The organism is Streptomyces aculeolatus (genome assembly GCF_020400605.1).
GTDB classification, from domain to species: domain Bacteria; phylum Actinomycetota; class Actinomycetes; order Streptomycetales; family Streptomycetaceae; genus Streptomyces; species Streptomyces aculeolatus.
In genome coordinates this window covers 127,853-143,956 of record NZ_JAINRD010000021.1, presented here as the reverse complement: position 1 = coordinate 143,956, position 16,104 = coordinate 127,853, and the positions used below count along the sequence as shown (strand labels likewise).

Sequence of the window (16,104 nt, the reverse complement as noted above, 5' to 3'; positions counted from 1 at the left end):
CGGCCGGCCCGGTGCTGCCAATCCCAGTGAGGCCCTGTGAGACGAATCCATCGTGCGCTTGCGGTGGGGCTGTTAGCCCTCGGAATCTCGACCGTGTACCAACCCGTCGCCTCGGCCGAGCCGGGTGGCCCCCTGGAGGTCACCGGCGTCACGGCCAGCGCCGACGACGGCAACGTGCCCGCCAACACCCTCGACGGCGACCTGAGTACGCGCTGGTCGGCCGAGGGCGACGGGGTGTGGATCCGCTACGACCTCGGCTCGGCGCAGACGATCGGCTCCGTGTCGGTCGCCTGGCACCAGGGGGACACGCGGAAGAACACCTTCGACGTCGAGGTGTCCGACGACGGATCCTCGTGGACGCCGGCCCTGTCGCGGAAGACCACCAGCGGCAGCACGCTCCAGCCGCAGAACTACGACTTCGCCGACACCTCCGCGCGCTATCTGCGCATCGTCGGCCACGGCAGCACCACCAACGACTGGACCAGCATCACCGAGACGGCCCTCTACGGAGCCGACGGCGGCAGCGGCTCCTGCGACTACCCGGCCGACGTGCTGGACCTGACGAACTGGTACATCGGGCTGCCGGTCGGCGAGGAGGAGTCGCCGACCAACGTCGAACAACCGGAACTCGCCACGTACGCGAACGACCCGTGGTTCACCGCGACCGACGACTGCGCGGCCGTGCAGTTCCGCGCCGCCGTCAACGGGGTCACCACGAGCGGCTCGAACTACCCGCGCTCGGAGTTGCGCGAGATGACGGACTCGGGGGAGACCAAGGCGAGCTGGTCCTCGACGTCCGGCACGCACACGATGGTCATCGACCAGGCCATCACGGACCTCCCCGAGGACAAGCCCGATGTCGTCGCCGGGCAGATCCACGACTCCGACGACGACGTGTCGGTCTTCCGCCTGGAAGGCAGCAAGCTCTACGTCACCTCTCCCGACGACAGCAACCACAAGCTGGTGGACGAGAACTACGAGCTGGGCACCAGGTTCGAGGCCAAGTTCGTGGTCGCCGACGGCGAGATCAAGGCCTACTACAACGGCGTGCTGCAGACCACGCTCGCGGAGGACTTCTCCGGCGCCTACTTCAAGGCGGGCGCGTACACGCAGGCCAACTGCGAGCGCTCGTCGCCGTGCAGCGACGACAACTACGGCCAGGTGGAGATCTACGGGCTGAGCGTCACCCACGACGACGACCAGGGAAGCGCTGACCCGACCGAGGCCGCCGAGCGGTACGGCTGGGGCGAACCGCTGCCGGTGTCGGACGAGTTCGACTACACCGGCCCGGTCGACCCGGAGAAGTGGGACGTACCGTCGGGCGAGGTCGGCGGGACGCCCCAGTGCTGGGAGGGGCATGCCGGGAACGGCCGCCGGTGCGGGAAGAACAGCACCGTCGCGGACGGCATCATGACGATGCGCGGCGAGGCGAACGGCGATACGGGATGGATCCGGCAGAACGTCGACATGCAGTACGGCCGCTGGGAGGTCCGGTCCCGGTCACGGAACACCGGCGCCGACGGCGGGCTCTACCACCCCCTGCACCTGATCTGGCCCACCGCCGGCAACCGGCTCGAGAACGGGGAGTACGACTGGGTCGAGTACTCGAACCCGGACGCGCAGTGCCTGGGGGCGTTCCTGCACTATCCGCAGAGCCCGACGGATGAGAAGGAACACGAAGAACTCTGCCCCGTCGACATGACGGAGTGGCACAACTTCGCGTTCGAGTGGACGCCGGAGGAGCTGGTCGGCTACGTCGACGGCGCCGAATGGTTCCGGCTTTCCGACGGCGCGAACTCCGAGCGGGGCGACATCCAGACGATGCCGCTGGGGAACTACGTCATCCAGCTCGACAACTTCACCGGCGACAGCGGACTGCGCCCGGCGGTGTTCGAGGTCGACTGGGTCCGGACGTATGCGCTCGGGGGCGGCGGAGACTCCCCGGGTCCCGCGGTGCCGGTCGAGGCGGTCTCGGCCAGCGCCGACGACGGCAACGTGCCCGCCAACACCCTTGACGGCGATCTGAGCACCCGCTGGTCCGGCGAGGGCGACGGGGTGTGGATCCGCTACGACCTCGGCTCTGAGCAGACCGTCGGGTCGACGTCGATCGCCTGGCACCAGGGAGACACCAGGAAGAACACCTTCGACGTCGAACTGTCCGACGACGGCTCGTCGTGGAAGACGGTCCTGTCGGGGAAGGAAAGCAGCGGGACCACCCTCCAGCCGCAGAACTACGACTTCGCCGACACCTCCGCGCGCTATCTGCGCATCGTCGGCCACGGCAGCACCACCAACGAGTGGACCAGCATCACCGAGACGACCGTCCACGGGCCCGACGGCGGGGGCGAGGACCCGGGCCCCGGCCCCGGCCCCGGCCGTACCGTGCCGGTCGCGGACTCGGACGAGTTGCAGGACGCCTTTGCGGACGCGCGTGCCGGGGACCGCATCGTCCTCGCCGACGGGGCGTACTCGATCGGGAAGATGAGCGGGAAGAACGGGACCGCCGACGAGCCCATCACGGTCGTCGCGGAGAACCGCCACCAGGCGGTCGTGGACGACGGCCAGTTGGAGGTGGCGGACTCCTCGTACGTCACCTTCGAGGGCCTGAAGTGGACGAACAGCGACACGCTGAAGATCACCGGCTCGAACAACGTGCGGCTGACCCGCAACCACTTCCGGCTGACCGAGGAGTCCTCGCTGAAGTGGGTGATCATCCAGGGTGAGAACAGCCACCACAACCGAATAGATCACAACCTCTTCGAGGACAAGCAGCAGCTGGGAAACTTCATCACCATCGACGGATCCGAGACCCAGCAGTCGCAGCATGACCGGATCGACCACAACCACTTCCGCAACATGGGTCCGCGTGCGGAGAACGAGATGGAGGCCGTCCGGGTCGGCTGGAGCGAGATCTCCGAGTCGAGCGGATTCACCGTCCTCGAGTCGAACCTCTTCGAGAACTGCGACGGCGATCCGGAGATCGTCTCCGTGAAGAGCAACGACAACATCGTCCGCTACAACACGTTCCGCACCTCGCAGGGCGTGCTGTCGCAGCGGCACGGGAACCGCGGTTCCTTCTACGGCAACTTCTTCCTCGGCGAGGGCAAGGAGGGGACGGGCGGCATCCGGATCTACGGCCAGGACCACAAGATCTACAACAACTACTTCGAGGGCCTGACGGGCTCCGGCTTCGACGCCGCGCTGCAGATCGACGGCGGCGACGTGGACACCTCGGGCGCACTCAACGCGCACTGGCGCGTCTACCGGGCGACCGTCGTCAACAACACCTTCGTGGACAACGTGTCGAACATCGAGGTCGGCGCCAACTACGACCTGGCGCCGGTCGACTCGGTCGTCGCCGACAACGTGGTCACCGGCGACCGCGGCAAGCTGTTCAACGAGCTGATGGAGCCGGTGGACATGACCTACGCCGGCAACATCGCGTGGCCGACCGGATCGGCGACCGTCGGCGTCGACGCACCCCCCGACGCCGTCAGGGCGGCGGACCCGCTGCTGGCCCCCGACGGACCGGTGCAGCGGATCGGCGCGGGAAGCCCGGCGATCGACGCCGGCAGCGGCGGCCACCCGTTCGTGACGGACGACATGGACGGCCAGGCCCGCAGCGGCGCCGTCGACGCGGGAGCCGACGAGCGGTCGGCGTCCGCCGCCACGCGAGCCCCGCTCACCGCGGCCGACGTCGGCCCCGGCGCTCCGTAGGGACGCGGGTGCGACCGGCGGCGGGCCGCCGCCGGTCGCACCCCGTCGTCGCCCGGTGCAGAGGACCCACTCCAAGGAGACGAGACGCACGTGAACGTTCTGAACGCCCGTACACGGACGGGAACGACGAGGAGAGGCATACCGGTGAGACGCCTGCTGACCGCCGGGCTGGGCGCGTGCACGGTGCTCGGCTCGGTGGTGGCGCTCGGCCCCGCGGCATCGGCGGCGACGCTGCCCATCACCGCCGCGACGGCCAGCTCCCACGACGGCAACGGGCCGGCCAACGCGATCGACGGCGACCTGTCGACCCGCTGGTCCGGCGCCGGCGACGGGGTCTGGATCCGCTTCGACCTGGGCACGGTCACGACCGTCGACTCGGTGGCGCTGGCCTGGTACGAGGGCGACGACCGGCGGGCCACGTTCGACGTCGAGCTGTCCCGGGACGGCTCGGCGTGGTCGCCGGTGCTGTCCCGCGAAACCAGCAGCGGCACCACCGGCGGCTTCGAGACGTACGACTTCACCGCCGGGCAGGCCCGCTACGTACGGATCGTCGGCCACGGCAACGACTCCGCCGACTCGGCCAAGTGGACGAGCATCTCGGAGGCGACCGTGTCCGGGGAGCCCGGTGGCGACCCGGAGCCGCCCGGGCAGTCCCTCGGCGTCGGCGGGGTGGCGACTCCGCCCGGCGCGATCCTCGTACCGGACCAGGACTCCCGGTACGAGATCGACTCCGGTGGCACCGCGGCCGACCCCGACGTCCACGACTGCCAGGGGAACACCGTCCGCGGCGGAATCCTCATCGAAGCCGACCACGTGGTCGTGCAGAACTGCCGGGTGGTCGCCGAGCAGCAGTACGGCATCTACTCGGACGACAACACGGACGTCACCATCCAGAACAACGACATCAAGGGCGTCGAGGGCCCCGGCGACCTGAACGCCATCACGTTCTTCGGCGACCGCCACAAGATCATGTACAACACCGCGATCGACTTCGTGACCGGCGACCCGGGCGACAGCCACACCGACTTCATCCAGACCTGGGTGTCCAGCTCCCACCCCATCGCCAGCGACGACGTGCAGATCCGCGGCAACAAGGCCGTCGGCCCGGCGAACCCGGACCGCGACGAGAGCATCCCCAGCATCCACCAGTGGCTCATGGCCGAGGACTACGGCCGCGGCGGGAACTCCGGCGGCAACACCGACGGCATGAAGAACTGGATCGTCGCGGACAACGAGATGGGCGACAGCTGGAACCAGTCCGTCAAACTCGACGGGCCCGACGACGTGTCGATCACCCGCAACGACTTCGCGGGCTCCTCGACCCGGGTCATGGAGGTCACCTCGGCCTCGACCGGCGTGAAGTTCTACGCCGACAACGAGGTCGGCCCGGACTACGGCTCGGTCGGCATGCCGGTCACCCCGGGCGAAGGGCCCGCCTGAGGGAGCACGGCCCCGGCCGCTTCATTCCTATGCGTCATGTCGCTCACGAAACGAGGGCGCGGCCTCTGGCAGGCTGATTTCCCCGTCGGAGAACCCGGTGAGGAAACCAGAGGAGTGAGTGCGCTGGGACCGGCAGGAACGAGGAGGGCTGACGGACCGTCCGAACGTGCGGGAGGCGCGGCGTACGCCGGTGCGTCGCGCCACCGGCTCGTGACGGGAGTGTCGGCCGCTCTCGTGGGCCTCCTCCTTTCCGGCTGCGAGGCACTGCCCAAGCCCTATGCCCCGCCGGGCAAGAACTCCGGTGGCGGGTACACCTACTACGTCAGCCCGGACGGCGACGACGGCAACGACGGTCTCTCCCCCGAGCGCCCCTGGCGGTCCCTCGCACACGCCGACGACGCGCGGTTCAGGCCCGGGGACCGGCTCCTGCTCAAGGCCGGAGCGCGGTTCCGCGGCGAGCTGACCCTCGGCGAGAAGGACGCGGGCAGCGCCGAGGAACCCGTGAAGATCGAGTCGTACGGCAGGGGGCGCGCCACGATCGCGAGCACGGGCGGGACGGCGATCTCCGTCCACAACACCTCCGGTGTCGAGATCCGCGACCTCAACCTCGTGGGGGACAGGGCATCGTTCAGGAAGAAGCCCGGCATCAACTTCTTCGCCGACGTGCCGGACGGCGGAAAACTGGAGCACGTCATCGTGGCCGGCGTCGAGGTCTCGCACTTCAGGGCCGGCATCAGCATCGGCGCCGGAAAGGGCACCACCTCGGGATTCCGGGACGTACGGATCAGTGACGCCACGGTGCGTGACAACAAGGATGCCGGTCTGTCGACGTACGGGCCGGACTTCGATACCCGTGATCCGGCGTACGCCCACGAGCGGGTGACCGTGTCCCGCGTCAGGGCTTTCGGCAACGACGGCGATCCGCGAGCCCACGGCCGCAACACCGGCAGCGGCATCGTCCTCGGCAGTGTCCACGGGGGCAGGGTGCAGCGGGCGGTCGCGCACGACAACGGGGCGAGGTCGTCCGCCAGGGCCGTGGAAGGGCCGGAGGGCATCTGGACCTACGACTCGACCCGCATGGTCATCGAGAACAGCGTCTCGTACGCCAACCACACCGGCTCGCGTTCGGACGGGGGCGGGTTCGGCCTGGACAACAACGTGTCCTCGTCGGTCCTTCAGTACAACCTGTCCTACCGCAACGACGGCCCCGGCTACCTGGTCTATTCGGCCGCCGACAACGGTGCGCAGAAGGACAACACCGTCCGCTTCAACCTCAGCGGGAGCGACTCCCGGAAGTTCTCCCTGTACGGCGCCATCGTGGCGTACGGCAAGAGGATCAAGAATGTGGACATCTACCACAACACCGTGGTGCAGGCGGCCAACGGAGCCGTTCGGCCCCCGGCCCTCCGTCTGCAGGAGGGACTCAGGGATGCCACGGTGCGCAACAACATCTTCGTCACCGACGGGGTGCCGCTGGTCGCCTCGTCCGCCGCGTACAAGCCGACGGCGGTGCGGTTCCAGGGCAACAGCTACTTCAGCACCGGAGAGTGGACGGTGGAGTGGGGTGCCGGGTCGTACGACGGGCTGAGCGGGTGGCGTATGGGCACGGGCCAGGAGATCCTCGGCAATATTGCGACGGGGACGACGGAGGACCCCTGCCTCCCGGGGGCGGCGGCCCCGGTCACGAGTGTGTCCGGGGCCGCCAGGATGGTGCCGACGTGCGCCGCCGGGGTGGCGGGCGCGGTGGACCTGGAGGCGATCGGTGTCGACCCGGGTCCGGTGGACTACTTCGGGGACAGGCTCAGCGGGTCGCCGTCGGCCGGAGCGGCGCAGCCGGAGCCGTGAGGGATGACGACCCGCGCCGGCTGCCGGCCGAGGGCCGGGGCGGGCCGGCCGAGCGCCCGCACGAACCAGCCCGCGGTGCGCCACCGGTCGGCATCGAGGCTGTTGCGTGCGTCCAGGATCTTCGGGGTGCGCACGACCGTCGCCAGTGCGGCCGGATCGAGGTCGCGGTAGTGGCCCCACTCGGTCAGGTGCAGCACCAGGTCGGCGCCCCGGCACGCCGCGGCCGCGTCGGCGGCGTACCGCAGGGCGGGCAGGACCGCCCGGGCGTTGTCCACCCCTTGCGGGTCATGGACGTGTACCTCGCCGCCCCGGTCGTGGATCGCGGCCGCGACGGCGAGGGCGGGTGAGTCGCGTACGTCGTCGCTGTCCGGCTTGAACGTCGCGCCGAGGACCGCGATCCGGCGGCCGGTGAACGTGCCGCCGGCCAGGTTCCTGGCGATCGCGACGGTGCGCCTGCGCTGCCGCATGTTGATCTCGTCGATCTGCCGCAGGAACGCCACCGCCCGGCCCACGCCGAGTTCCCCGGCGCGGGCGGCGAAGGCCCGGATGTCCTTGGGGAGACAGCCGCCGCCGAAGCCGAGGCCGGCGGAGAGGAAGCGCCGGCCGATGCGGGTGTCGTGCCCGATGGCGTCCGCGAGGGTGACCACGTCGGCCCCGGCCGCGTCGCACACCTCGGCCATGGCGTTGATGAACGAGATCTTCGTCGCGAGGAACGAGTTGGCGGCCACCTTGACCAGCTCCGCCGTCGCCGGATCCGTGCCGACGTACGGGACGCCGGCCCGGAGCATGGGTGCGTACACCGCTCGCAGCGTCTCGTCCGCCCGGTCCGAATCGGTGCCGACCACGAGGCGGTCCGGTTCGAGGGTGTCCTGGACCGCGAAGCCCTCCCGGAGGAACTCGGGGTTCCAGGCGACCTCGGTGTCGACGCCGGGGGCGAGTTCGCGCAGCCGCGCGGTGAGCCGGGCGGTCGTGCCGACCGGCACGGTGGACTTGCCCACGATCAGGCACGGGCGGTGCAGATGCGGCGCGAGTGAGTCGATGACCGCGTCGACGTGGCGCAGGTCCGCCGCCGGCGAGTCGCGCCGCTGGGGTGTGCCCACGCAGACGAAGTGGACCTCGCCGAAGTCGGCGGCCTCGCGGAGCGAGGTGGTGAACCGCAGCCGGCCGGAGCCGACGTTCGCGGTGAGTACGTCGTGCAGACCGGGCTCGTAGAAGGGTGGTCGGCCCTCGGCCAGCGCCCTGACCTTCCCGGCGTCGATGTCGACGCCGAGGACCTCGTGCCCGATGTCCGCCATGCACGCGGCGTGCACGGCTCCGAGATATCCCGTACCGATGACCGTCAATCGCATGCGTTACCCCTGTCTGTCTGACTTCTGGCTCCTGAACCGCCGAAACACCGATGGCTGCAGATGTGGTCAGTCGGGATAGCCCGACGGGTTCAGCTCCTGGAACGCCCATGCGTCGCGGCACATGGCGGCGAGGTCGCGGGTCGTGGCCCAGTTCCAGGCCCGGGCCACGGCGCCCGGGTCGGCGACGAGCGCGGCCACGTCACCGGGCCGCCGCGCGGTGACCTCGTACGGGACGGGTCTGCCGCAGGCGCGGGAGAACGCCGCCACGAGTTCGAGGACCGAGGTGCCCGCGCCGGTGCCGAGGTTGAAGGTGCGCATGCCGGTGTCGTCGTCGAGGTGTTCGAGAGCGACGCGGTGGCCGTCGGCCACGTCCATCACGTGGATGTAGTCGCGGACCCCGGTGCCGTCGGCGGTGGCGTAGTCGTCGCCGAAGACGCGGAGCCGGGGCAGCCGCCCGACGGCGACCTGGGTCAGGAACGGCATGACGTTGTTCGGCACCCCGCGGGGGTCCTCGCCCAGCAGGCCGCTGGGGTGCGCGCCGACCGGGTTGAAGTACCTGAGCGCGAGGACGCTCATCTCCGGCAGCCGTCGGCACACGTCGGCCAGGACCTGCTCGCAGAGCCACTTCGTCGTGGCGTACGGGTTGGTGGGGCCGGCCGGGTCGTCCTCGGCCAGCGGCACCTTGGCGGCGTCGCCGTAGATTGAGCACGACGACGAGAACACCAGGCGGTGCACACCGTGCTCACGCATGGCGGACAGGAGCGCGGTGGTGCCTCCGACGTTGGTGTCGTAGTACTCGACCGGCTTCTCCACGGACTCGCCGACCGCCTTCTTCGCGGCGAAGTGGATCACCGCGTCGACGGGGTGGGCGGCGAACACCGCCGACAGCGCGCGCCGGTCCCGCAGGTCGCTCTCGTACGCCGCGGTGACCGGGCGGCCGGCGACCTTGGCGATCCGCTCCAGGGCGCGGGGCGAACTGTTGGAGTGGTCGTCGAGCACCACCACGTCGTAGCCGTGGTCGAGCAGTTCCACGCACGTGTGGCTGCCGATGAACCCGGCGCCGCCGGTCACCAGCACTGTTGCTGACATGGGAGAACCTCTTTCGACGTCGTTGCGGGATGGGGGCGGAGCCGGTCTCACCAGTCGAGTACGCCCGTCAGGTAGACCGGGTACATCGAGATGGCCCAGGTGAGCGGCAGCAGCAGGAGGCCGCCGGCGAGGAACGGCGGGCCGGCCGTCCGGAGCGCGCGGTGGAAGCGCACCCCGGCAGCCCTGGCCGTCTCGAGGACGTGCAGCCAGGCGACCGCCAGGGTGACCAGGAGGTACGACACGGCACCGGCGAGGCAGAGGAAGACGTACCCCGCGGCGGGGCCGGTCAGCTCGCCGGTGATGGCCGCGGCCGTCAGCACCCACGCGACGAAGAGGTGGGGGGCGACGAGACGCAGGGGCAGGGGCTCCAGGCCGGCGCGGCGCTTCGGCGTGACCTTGAAGACGACCGTCCTGGGGCGCAGCCGCTGGAGTACGGCCGTGCTCACACCCCAGACGACGAACGGCCAGCGGGCCAGGCTGAACAGCCAGTTCTCCCAGCTCACGACCGGTGCGTCCCGGGGACGCAGCAGGCCGCGGCGACGCATCACCACGGCCAGGAGAACCATCCACACGGTCATCGCCCAGAAGTGGCCGAGGAACTCGAAGTAGTTCACGTCGATCCACGGCAGCCCGGTGACGGCCGCCACCGGGGGCAGCGCGAGTCCGACCGTCGACGTCAGTGCGAGCAGCGGGTAGTACGACAGCGCGAGCAGGAAGCGTGCACGCAGCAACCCGCTCATCCGGCCCAGGTGCCGGGGCACCAGGCCCATCATCATCACCGCGAGGCTGCGCGACCACTGGAACTCCTGAGTCGCCATCGCCGCGAAGGTGATCGGCCCGTCGCCGTGCGCCTCGGCGTCGATGGCGAACGCCCCCTCCCATCCCGCGGAGTTGAGCAGGAAGGCGGTGGAGAAGTCCTCCGCCAGTTCGGGGCCGATGCCCCCGATGTCGCGCAGGGCCCGGGTGCGCACCGCGTAGTGGGAGCCGATGCACACGGGGGCGAGTCCGGCGGAGTGGCCGAGCTGGACGGCGCCGTGGAACATGGCTTCCCGGTGCAGGCGCCCGCGGGCCGACCACGAGGCGGCCGCGTTGGCGTCGCACACACTGGGGGCGGCCACGTATCCGACCGCGGGATCGGCGAACGGCCGGACCACCTCGGTCAGATACCTCCGGTGCGGGACGTGGTCGCAGTCGAGCTGGGAGACGACGTCGTAGTAGCGGTACCCCCAGTGGTCGTAGAAGAAGGCGAGATTGCCCTCCTTGCAGCGCGTCCGGCGCGGCCAGGCGGCCCTGTGGTAATCCGCCTGACCGCGCCGGCACGACACCCGCACCCCGTTCGCCGCGCACCATCGCAGGACCTCTGCGGACGGGTCCTCGTCACAGAGCCACACGTCGTACGCGTACGGGAAGTCCTGCGCCAGCATCGCCAGGAGCGTGCCGCGGGCCATCTCCCAGTGCTCCGACGGCGCGCGTGTCACCACGAACGCGGTGCGCACGCGCGGGACATCGATCCGCGGATGGAATCTGCGCAGGCGCAGGACCGGGACGAGGAAGTGCAGGGGCATGAGCGTCAGGTACATCAGGAGCACGCTGTTCACGATCAGCCCCGGCCAGCCGATCCGGTGCGCGGGCTGCAGCCACCATGACCAGAACCAGACCAGGCAGAGCAGCCAGCCCGCTGTCAGCGTCGCCACCTTCGCCTGGTCGGCCCGGGAGAGCACGGTGACGAAGCTGGTGGCCCGGGTGCGCAGCGACCGTGAGGGCCGGCCGAACGCGGGGCCGTCGGGGGAGAGGCGAACGACGTTGCCGTCCGAGAGTGCGAAGATCCGGTCACTCAGGTCCTGCTGCGTGTCGGCGGTGTCCGTGCGGGGCCCACCGGTCGCCACAGCCTGGCCTGCGAGCCCTGGCTCGGCCTGCGTCATGGGAACGTGCTCCGGGAGTCGTTTCGGCGCGGCGGCGCGAGGGGATTACGGCCGCCCTGATCGAAAGTGGCTCGGGCCACAACCGCCGGCATGCCGGCGGTTCCGGGCCTTACGCGCGCGTCAGAGCCCGCTCTCGGCGGCCGGCCCTGCGGCCCCGACGGCACGGGCGCCGTCCTCCTGGCCGCCCCTGATCGCCGCGGCGCCGGCCGCCACGTCCCGGGGCCGGGCGGCGAACCACTCCACGGTCCGCCGCAGCCCCTCCTCGATCCCCACGTCCGGGTACCAGCCGAGCCGGTCCTGCGCGCGGGTGATCACCGGGCGGCGGCGGGCCGGGTCGTCGACGGGCAGCGGGTGGTACTGCAGCTCCGACGTGGAACCGGTGATTCCCAGGACGAGTTCGGCGAGTTCCGTGACGGTCCGCTCCGCCGGGTTCCCCAGGTTCAACGGGCCGCCCTCGGGCGAGTCGAGCATCGCGACGATGCCGCGGACCAGGTCGTCCACGAAGCAGAAACTGCGCGTCTGCTTTCCGTCGCCGTAGATCGTCAGCGGCTCGCCGCTCAGGGCCTGCGTGATGAAGCTGGACACCACGCGGCCGTCCTGCGGGCGCATGCGCGGGCCGTAGGTGTTGAAGATGCGCAGGATGCCGACGTTCACACCGTGGGTGCGCCGGTAGGCGGCAGAGAGCGCCTCGGCGAACCGCTTGGACTCGTCGTACACGCTTCTCGGCCCGACGGGGTTGACGTTCCCCCAGTAGCCCTCGTCCTGCGGATGGACCAGGGGGTCCCCGTACACCTCGCTGGTCGAGGCCAGCACGAAGCGGGCGCCATGGCGCCGGGCGAGGCGGAGGCAGTTCTCGGTGCCACGGCTGCCCACGGCCAGCGTCTCCAGGGGCCACCGCAGATAGTCGGGCGGCGACGCGGGGCTCGCGAGATGCGCAACGGCATCGAGCCGGCCCGGAACGTCCGCCGCGGTGCTGACGTCGGTATGGATGAACTCGAAGGCGGGATACGCCTTCAGGTGTGCGATGTTCTCCGGCTTGCCGGTCGAGAAGTTGTCCAGGCACACCACGGAATTCCCACGCCGCAGCAGTGCTTCGCACAGGTGCGACCCCAGAAACCCGCCGCCACCGGTCACGGCAACGCGCATGTTGTTCTCCACGGGTCAAGAAGACGCGGCTCCGGGAGCGGGGGACCCACCGCCCCTTTCGTGGCAGGGGAGTTTCCGGACGGAGACGGCTCTCGGTGAACCGCAGAAAAAGCATATGGGCATAAGTAAGATTTGCCTCAAAAGGTGCGGGGCTCCACTGGGCCGATCAGCCGTACGCGGGCGCGCGCCCACCGCCGCGATCACCGCCCAAAGAAACGCACCCGCCCCACCACCCCACCCACCCCCGACTCACCCCCGCGTGTGAACGCCCCCCTGCGCGTCGCCGGTCCCGGAAAGCCCTCCCGCCGCCGGCACGGACGCCGGACGCTGCGCTCGACTCACCGGCACCGGCCCGAGTGACCCCGGCGGCCGACGGAATCGTTCCGGCCCCACGGCACCGTGCTCCCGCCTACACTCAAGAACCGGTCGTGAAGAAGCTGACCAGCGGAAATGCAGGTGCCGGCCGCCGGCCCGCAACCAGCTCAGCAGGTGAGGAGTTTGGTCGTGTCGGAATCGGCGGCGCAGGTCAGGGAGATTCTGCGGCACCTTGAAACCGAAGGAGGGCCCCGGGCCTCCCTCCCGGGCGAGCGCCAGTGGTCATGGCGTCGCGTCACACCCGGAATGCTCGCTGCCCTCGCCGTTCACACCGCAGTCTCGGACGAGTTGGGGGGACTTCCCGACGGCGACGGTGTGGAAAGGGTGCTGGCCGGGGCCGTCGCGCACACGCGGGGACTGGAGCATGTCGATGTCGGCGACCTGGCCGCACTGCTGCGCGCGGACCTGGTGCGGGCGAGTCGCCTCGACCTGCCGGGAGGAATGACCTGGGAGGGGTGCTTCCGCCTCCTCGACGGGCTGGTGGGTGCCCGCCGTATGTCCTCCGCGGACGTTGACGATCTGCTGGAGCGGGCGGAAGCCGCGTGCCGACGGATTCTGGAGAGCGGGCTCATGACGGAGTCCCGGGTACGCGACGGCGAGTACGGGCCGTGGGACGTCTCGGAATCCTGGAGTTCGGACGTCGGTCGGACCGCCGTCGGGACCCTGCGGGTGCCGCGTATACCGGGAGTCGACATCCTGCCCTACCGGGTCGAGGACAGCACTCTGGGCGCAACCGCGAAGCTCGTCGGCGTGAGGTTTGTGCTCCAGGCGTTCCAAGTCGGATCGACTGGCAAGACGTGGCGTTCCTCCCGGCAGGGCATCATGGCGAACGCCGTGGCCGAGGGTGGCGAGGCGAAAGAGGCAACTCACGCTCTCGGCCCCGAGGTTATGGCGCGTATGCCCCGTGCCGGGGACGGAAAGACGGTGGAGCTGAAATTCGTCGGCTGTGACGGCCCCGGGTGGATTCTCAGGGGAATGATGTCCGGGGCGGGAGCCATGTCGGACATCATCGACGCGAGGATCCATTTCCTCTTCACCCACACGGTGGTCGATCTGCGGGATCCGGAGGGCGCCGAGGAGTGAGCCCGCAAGCGCCTGGCGGCAACCGGGCGGCCAGGGGATTCAGAATTCGGTCGGCAGGTGGTGGTGGGCCCACTGGTTGAAGTCGGTGAGCGGGATGCCCAGGGCCCTCGCGTACTCGGGGCGGCCGGGCTGGCCTGCCGTGTTCAGCCACTCGTGCGTCACGCCCATCGGCGGCATGCCCGCGGCGAGGGCCTGCTCTGCCGTCATCTCCGGTGCGGGCAGGTGCGTACCGAGGACGCGCGAGAGGACCTCGGCGATCTCCGTCATCGACAGGTAGTCGCTCGCCAACTCCAGCTCGACCCGGTCGAACCGCTCCGGTGCCGCGATCGCCGCCGCCGCCGCGCGGCCGATGTCGTCCACCGCCACCAGGGAGAGCCGCGTCCCCGGGTTCAGGACGCTCACCAGGCCGCCTTCGACGCCGCGCGGGAAGAGGAACCCCATGGAGGGAAGGAAGTTCTCCATGAACGTGCCCGGCTTGAGGAGCGTCCAGCGCGGAAACCCGGCCGCCCGAAGCCGGTCCTGGACCGCGGCCTTGGCGGCCAGGCTGGCCGCCACCGCCCAGCGCCCCTCCGCCCAGCCGGGGGTCCCGGTGTGCTGCCCGGCGCCCGTGACCGAGGAGTGCACGAACTGCCGGACCCCGGCGGCCCGCGCGCCCTCGATGAGGTTCACGCCCTGGGCCACCTCGCCGTCGAAGTCGAAGCCGTCCGCGGTCACGGCCGGCATCTGTACGGAGAACACCGCCCGGGCGCCGGCCGCGGCCCGGATCACGGAGTCGCGGTCGCGGAGGTCGCCGGCCGCCAACTCGGCGCCGAGCGCCGCGACATCGCGGGCCCGGTCGCCGCCCGGGTCCCGTACCAGCGCGCGGACGGGAACCCCCGCCGCCCGCAGGGCGCGGACGGTGGCGCCGCCCTGCCTGCCGGTGGCGCCGGTGACCAGGACGGGTGCGGAAGCTGCGGGCATGGCGCTCCTCGGGTACGGGCCGGAGGTTAAACGGCGGGGCCCGCCGGTTAGCCTCCGGGTACGATACGGCGGACCCCGCCGCTTCGTAAACCCGGAGGCGAGACGCCATGCCCGGCACCCAGCGCGCAGACGCCCGGCGCAACTACACGCGCATCCTCGCCGTCGCCGCGGAAGAGGTCGCCGCGCAGGGCGCGAACGCCTCCCTGGAACAGATCGCCCGCACCGCGGGCGTCGGCTCCGCGACCGTACGGCGCCACTTCCCCACCCGCCGCGCCCTGTTGGAGGCGGTCTCCCGCGACCGGATCGAAACCCTCCGCGGGCGCGCTCACGACCTGGCCGCCGAACCCGACAGCCGCAAAGCCCTCCTGCGGTGGCTCGACGACGTCGTCGCCTACTGCGTCACCGCCCGCGGCCTGGCCGCCGCCCTGTCCTACGACACCGCCGGCACCGACCCGGTACGCGGCAACTCCTGCGCGGCCGCGCTGGAGGAAGCGGCGGACCCGCTCCTGCAACGGGCCGTACAGGACGGCGCGGTGACACCGGACGCCACCGTCGCCGACCTGATCACCCTCATCGTCGGCATCACCCTGGCCACGGAACACCACCCCGACCCGGCCCCCGAGGCGACCCGCCTCTTCCACCTGGCCGTGACGGGCCTCGGCCCACAGCGCCGTGAAGCGCGCCCGGGGACATGACCCCCGCGGCACCGGCAGCCCGGCAGCCCGGCAGCCCGGCTGCCCGTCACGGATCGTCAGGCACCGGGCTCTTCCTGGAGGGCCCGCACCTCGACCCTGCTGCGCAGCGCCCGCGAGCCCTGCTTGGCCCATTCGAGCGCGACGTCGTCGTTCTCGGCCTCGATGATCCAGAAGCCGCCGAGGTACTCGTCGGCCTTGACGAACGGGCCCGGTGTGATGACGGGGGTGTCTCCGGAGTAGTCCACCGTGGTCGCGCTCGACGGCGGCTGGAGGCCCCCGGCGGTCACGAACGCCCCCGCCTCCTGAACGGCGGTGTTGAACGCACCGACCGCGGCAATGACCTCCTGCAGCTCCGCGGGGTCCATGCTCTCCATCGTCGGCTCCTCGGCGGAGTCGTGCGGGAGGCTCAGGAAGTACTTCGTCATCGTCGTCTCCTCGTCGTACGGGCGCCGGCCGGCGGCCGCTGCCTGGATGCCCGCAACG

Annotated in this window: 11 protein-coding genes; 5 read left to right on the top strand and 6 right to left on the bottom strand. The window is 70.7% G+C overall.

Annotation, left to right across the window (positions count from 1 at the left end; genetic code table 11):
* Nucleotides 1-93 precede the first annotated feature (93 nt).
* From LG396_RS29060 to LG396_RS29050, 3 genes are all read left to right on the top strand, one after another.
* A complete protein-coding gene (locus LG396_RS29060; protein WP_225797043.1) occupies nucleotides 94-3,717 on the top strand; it encodes a chondroitinase-B domain-containing protein in 3,624 nt (1,207 codons plus the stop codon).
* A gap of 144 nt (nucleotides 3,718-3,861) precedes the next feature.
* A complete protein-coding gene (locus tag LG396_RS29055; protein ID WP_225797042.1) occupies nucleotides 3,862-5,157 on the top strand; it encodes a discoidin domain-containing protein in 1,296 nt (431 codons plus the stop codon).
* Between the two features lie 234 nt (nucleotides 5,158-5,391).
* A complete protein-coding gene (locus LG396_RS29050; protein ID WP_225797041.1) occupies nucleotides 5,392-7,002 on the top strand; it encodes a right-handed parallel beta-helix repeat-containing protein in 1,611 nt (536 codons plus the stop codon).
* On the opposite strand, the gene LG396_RS29045 is transcribed toward LG396_RS29050, so the two are convergent.
* The 4 genes from LG396_RS29045 to LG396_RS29030 form a co-directional block, all read right to left on the bottom strand.
* The gene (locus tag LG396_RS29045) at nucleotides 6,942-8,351 is read right to left on the bottom strand and encodes a UDP-glucose dehydrogenase family protein (RefSeq protein WP_225797040.1); all 1,410 of its coding nucleotides are present in this window, start codon (nucleotides 8,349-8,351) and stop codon (nucleotides 6,942-6,944) included. The two genes, LG396_RS29050 and LG396_RS29045, sit on opposite strands and share 61 nt — an antisense overlap.
* A 66-nt stretch (nucleotides 8,352-8,417) precedes the next feature.
* A complete protein-coding gene (gene galE / locus LG396_RS29040) occupies nucleotides 8,418-9,440 on the bottom strand; it encodes a UDP-glucose 4-epimerase GalE (RefSeq protein ID WP_026276535.1) in 1,023 nt (340 codons plus the stop codon).
* A 47-nt stretch (nucleotides 9,441-9,487) separates the two neighbouring features.
* Nucleotides 9,488-11,362: a glycosyltransferase family 2 protein gene (locus LG396_RS29035; protein ID WP_225797039.1), complete on the bottom strand. Its 1,875-nt coding sequence runs from the start codon at nucleotides 11,360-11,362 to the stop codon at nucleotides 9,488-9,490.
* Nucleotides 11,363-11,482: 120 nt separating this feature from the next.
* Nucleotides 11,483-12,508 (bottom strand): UDP-glucuronic acid decarboxylase family protein, encoded by a 1,026-nt coding sequence (locus tag LG396_RS29030; protein WP_225797038.1) that lies wholly within the window; start codon nucleotides 12,506-12,508, stop codon nucleotides 11,483-11,485.
* A gap of 504 nt (nucleotides 12,509-13,012) precedes the next feature.
* On the opposite strand from LG396_RS29030, the gene LG396_RS39830 reads away from it, so the two are divergent.
* The gene (locus LG396_RS39830) at nucleotides 13,013-13,966 is read left to right on the top strand and encodes a DUF3710 domain-containing protein (protein ID WP_225797037.1); all 954 of its coding nucleotides are present in this window, start codon (nucleotides 13,013-13,015) and stop codon (nucleotides 13,964-13,966) included.
* A gap of 39 nt (nucleotides 13,967-14,005) precedes the next feature.
* Here LG396_RS39830 and LG396_RS29020 read toward each other — a convergent pair whose 3' ends face one another.
* Nucleotides 14,006-14,926: an NmrA family NAD(P)-binding protein gene (locus LG396_RS29020; RefSeq protein WP_225797036.1), complete on the bottom strand. Its 921-nt coding sequence runs from the start codon at nucleotides 14,924-14,926 to the stop codon at nucleotides 14,006-14,008.
* A gap of 107 nt (nucleotides 14,927-15,033) precedes the next feature.
* On the opposite strand from LG396_RS29020, the gene LG396_RS29015 reads away from it, so the two are divergent.
* Nucleotides 15,034-15,621: a TetR/AcrR family transcriptional regulator gene (locus LG396_RS29015; RefSeq protein ID WP_225797035.1), complete on the top strand. Its 588-nt coding sequence runs from the start codon at nucleotides 15,034-15,036 to the stop codon at nucleotides 15,619-15,621.
* 56 nt (nucleotides 15,622-15,677) lie between these two features.
* Here LG396_RS29015 and LG396_RS29010 read toward each other — a convergent pair whose 3' ends face one another.
* Nucleotides 15,678-16,046, bottom strand: coding sequence for a YciI family protein (locus LG396_RS29010; RefSeq protein WP_018838991.1), 369 nt, complete (start codon nucleotides 16,044-16,046; stop codon nucleotides 15,678-15,680).
* Nucleotides 16,047-16,104: the final 58 nt, after the last annotated feature.